Genomic DNA, 3,619 nt, shown 5'->3' on the forward strand with positions numbered 1-3,619 from the left:
AAGGTGGAATCCGTAACCCCTGGCCGTCCCAATTCGGGCTTTGATCCTTTTGTACAAGCGATTTTGAGGCAGGTCGGCATTGCGATTGGCCTTCCCTACGAAGTGTTGGTCCAGCATTTCCAGTCATCCTACTCGGCTTCAAGGGCTGCGATCCTGGAAGCCTGGAAGTTTTTCAAGCTCAGGCGTTCCTGGCTCGTTCGCAGCTACTGCCAACCGATTTACGAATGGATCATCGAGGAAGCAATAGTTCGTGGCCTGCTTTCGGCCCCAGGATTCAATGACCCAATCAAAAGACAGATCTATCTATCAGCTGAATGGATCGGTGCGACCATGCAGAGCATCGATCCACTCAAAGACGCCAAGGCTGACGAGATTCGCTTGAAATCAGGTGTCGCCTCCCGCCGTTCGATCGTTGAAGAGCAGGGCCGGGATTACGAGAAATTGCGGCGCGAAATTGAAAACGAGATGGAGCATGTCGTTCCTGGCGAATCCGATAGCGGGGCTAAGAATGATCAACGGCGTTGATCTGTTTAGCGGATATGGCGGCCTCACTCTCGCGCTCTCTCCTTGGGTGAAACCATTGCTCTACTGCGAGATCGCGCCTTACGCGCAGGGCATTCTTCTTACAAGAATGGCATCTGGTCAGCTTCCTGAAGCTCCGATTTTTACCGACATCACAAAGCTTGACGCTGATTCGATCGAAGCAGCGTTGTCGTTTCATGTGGAAGAGAAGTTCATGGCAGGAAGATTAAGGAAGCTCTCAAATGATCAGGTTCTGGAAGCAGTCAAGGGTTATGAGGCAGGGTTTGCTCTCGCAGACCTTGCTCACGTTTACCGCGTAACGAGGCAAACGATGTGGGGTCTTTTAAAGGGCCGAACTGCGATGAGACCCCAGCAGAGATACGGAAGTGAAAGCCATTTTTACCGTGGAGGAAGCCGAGCCGATGAAAGAGCCCATGATATTGTCGAGACAGCAATACGGGCCGGACGACTGGTTAATCCTGGACAATGTGAGACCTGTGGACAATCCCGAGTCTTTGAAGATGGTCGAACCGGAATCCATGCCCACCACGACGACTATAACGAACCCTTGTCCGTGCGCTGGCTCTGCTATCCATGCCACCACAAATGGCACCAGCACAATGAGCCCGTGCCACTGCGGAAAGGAGGTGCAGAAGAAAGCTCGTCCGTCGATATCATCTACGGGGGCTTTCCGTAATCATGCCAGGATGTTAGTGTTGCAGGAGCTGGGAAAGGCTTGGATGGGAAGCGAAGCGGCCTGTTTGGCGAGATCCCGCGGCTGGCCCAAGAGCTCAGGTCCCCGTTCATTTTCCTCGAAAATGTGCCTGGACTCAGGACGCGCGGTTTGGACCGTGTTGTCGGGGAACTTTCCGCCAGAGGGTATGATTGTCGCTGGCGTGTGCTATCCGCTGCGGATGTCGGAGCCCCCCATATCCGAAAAAGATGGTTTCTGCTGGCCTACAATTCGAGCTACGGACGGGAAAAAGGGGGGACCTGGGCAGCGCTTCGGCAATGGATCGCTGAGTCTCCCAGCTGCAGCAGCGATGTTTCCCACTCCTACAGCCTCGCCCTATGGCTACAACCAGGGAGGAGCAGCGGGACGCATAGGGACGAAACGTCCAAGCCTAGAAATGATGGCGAAAGCAAACCTGTGGCCGACTCCGACCGTTTATGGGAACAACCAGAACAAGATGCAAGGCGGATCGCATCTCATCGGACTGGCGACAGCAGTCAGAATGTGGCCGACACCCCTGGCCCGCGATTGGAAATCGGGATCACTGGCGACGAAGGGCAACAGCCGTCCCCTTTCCGAAGCGGTTGGTGGGAGTCTGAATCCAGTATTTTGCGAGTGGTTAATGGGTGTCCCAATCGGGTGGACCGAATTACAGCCTTGGGTAACGGTGTGGTTCCTCTCCAGGCGAGGGAAGCGTTCAAAAGCTTGATGTGGGGCCAAGGGCGAGAAAAATTGCCCGCCTAAAATTAACCTCCGCAGGGTTTTTCCTCAGCCTACGCAGGACAATTAATTCTAAAAAATACGTCGAAATTTTCTCTTACAGTTGTTTTTGTCTCGAACAAAACGGCATTAGTTGGTTCATAGATTAACTGAATTGTGTACTTGCTATTCGAATCCAGTTCCAACTCTTTTTGGAAGACCCTATCACTAGGGTAGAATGTCGTCTCTCTAAGACCGGCCTTGACCCCAGAATCCATTGCTTGAAGGGCGATCCTAAGCCTTGAAATTGGGTAATGCCTCATACAGCCTGACTCCTGGCTTATTTCACCCTTCATCAACTTAGTTGGGCTTCTGCCCATGATCTCGTTTGCTACGGCAACTGGTATGGCAACTTCTGGGTTAGCCAACAGAGGCTTAAGCTGACCATCCTCTTTAGTTTGACATCCTAAATTCATTGTGAGCAAGGTTAAGGTTAGCAGCGAAGTAATGGTGCTACGGAGAATTCTCATAATTGCCCCTATCAAGATTCGTAGCAATTATAATCGTCTGGAAGATTTTGCGCAAAATATATGGACAAAGAGTGGGTCATTCGGCACGCAGATGCCCCATCCTTTTCAATCATGAACCTATGAAACAAGGCATATCGCAAGCTGTGTTTGGATTGACCTGTGCCGAATGACCCAAGAGAATAAATCAATGAGGCGTGGCTAAGCCAAAATTTATCTATTCGATTGAAAGCAGCTGAGGCTGGCTCCACAGTAGCGAAATGTCAGTTTTCTAGGCCAGCATCATTAGCGGGGAAAAATCATTCTAAAGCTTGTGCCAGATTCCAGATCGCTTGCTCCCGTATTCTATCACTTAAATATTCTTGGATTCTTGATCTTAAACCCGTCGATATTCGACAGATTTTGCAACTTGTTTCCTTGCTTAATTGCAATATCACCCCGAGCTATCGCCTACTCAAACATCCTGACTAAAGGGACAAGCGAATTGCGGCTCTTTCAATCACGGGTATTCCAAAATCTGTCAAAATCTGCATAGGTGATATCTGATCGGGGCGCGGCATTACGAAGTCTTGTCGAAAATCCGATTGCGAGCAGCAAAGAGTCAAGCGGAAGTGCCCAGCGCTCATACGATTCAAAAATGACGTTCTTCATTGCTTCAAGAGTCGCTGGCGATAAAACGTCATTCATATGATACCTGCACCGTTAGGCGCAAAAGTTGTCGGTCATTAAACCTGAACCCATCCCGAGCCATGGCGACATCGATCCTGGCGTGTATACTGCTCATGCTCTTTGGGCTTTCTGCATAGGCGGCGGCAAAAACAGGAATGATGACAGAAATCGATGTCGGGTTTGCCCAGTCCACTGCTTTAAGCAGCCCGTCAAAAGCCATACGAGCCCGAAAAGGATCACTCAAACTTTCAGGACTGACGCCAGCATCCTGCAAAGCTTCGGCAAGCAGAAATCCATGCATGTTGTCCGCAATAAATACACATTCTGTGCATGCTGCAATCGTGCTCTCGCTCAAAATAGGCTGACTCATACCGACCTCCCAAGCGTATATCAGTCGATCACCATACGCATGAATGGGTACCCTGGGACGTGATTTGCGGTCAAGAAATTTTTCAGAAAGCAGGAAAAG

4 protein-coding genes and 1 pseudogene are annotated in these 3,619 nt (G+C 50.4%); 3 read left to right on the forward strand and 2 right to left on the reverse strand.

What is annotated here, in order from left to right; all coding sequences use genetic code 11:
* From VE954_RS25690 to VE954_RS44410, 3 genes and pseudogenes are all read left to right on the forward strand, one after another.
* Positions 1 to 525 (forward strand): phage portal protein (locus tag VE954_RS25690; protein ID WP_324958232.1); only part of this gene is annotated, 525 nt, incomplete at its 5' end.
* Complete coding sequence (locus VE954_RS25695; RefSeq protein WP_324958233.1) at positions 509 to 1,219, forward strand: hypothetical protein; 711 nt, start codon at positions 509 to 511, stop codon at positions 1,217 to 1,219. The genes VE954_RS25690 and VE954_RS25695, both read left to right, overlap by 17 nt.
* Before the next feature lie 15 nt (positions 1,220 to 1,234).
* Positions 1,235 to 1,999, forward strand: a pseudogene (locus VE954_RS44410) (DNA cytosine methyltransferase); the annotation flags it as partial.
* A 29-nt stretch (positions 2,000 to 2,028) separates the two neighbouring features.
* Here VE954_RS44410 and VE954_RS25700 read toward each other — a convergent pair.
* Positions 2,029 to 2,484 carry a hypothetical protein gene (locus VE954_RS25700; RefSeq protein ID WP_324958236.1) on the reverse strand — a complete coding sequence of 152 codons (456 nt, stop codon included), beginning with the start codon at positions 2,482 to 2,484 and terminating at the stop codon, positions 2,029 to 2,031.
* Positions 2,485 to 3,160: 676 nt separating this feature from the next.
* A partial coding sequence (locus VE954_RS25705) for a hypothetical protein (protein WP_324958237.1) occupies positions 3,161 to 3,619 on the reverse strand: 459 nt, incomplete at its 5' end.

The sequence above is a fragment of the Oligoflexus sp. genome, from assembly GCF_035638955.1.
Taxonomy (GTDB): Bacteria; Bdellovibrionota_B; Oligoflexia; order Oligoflexales; family Oligoflexaceae; genus Oligoflexus.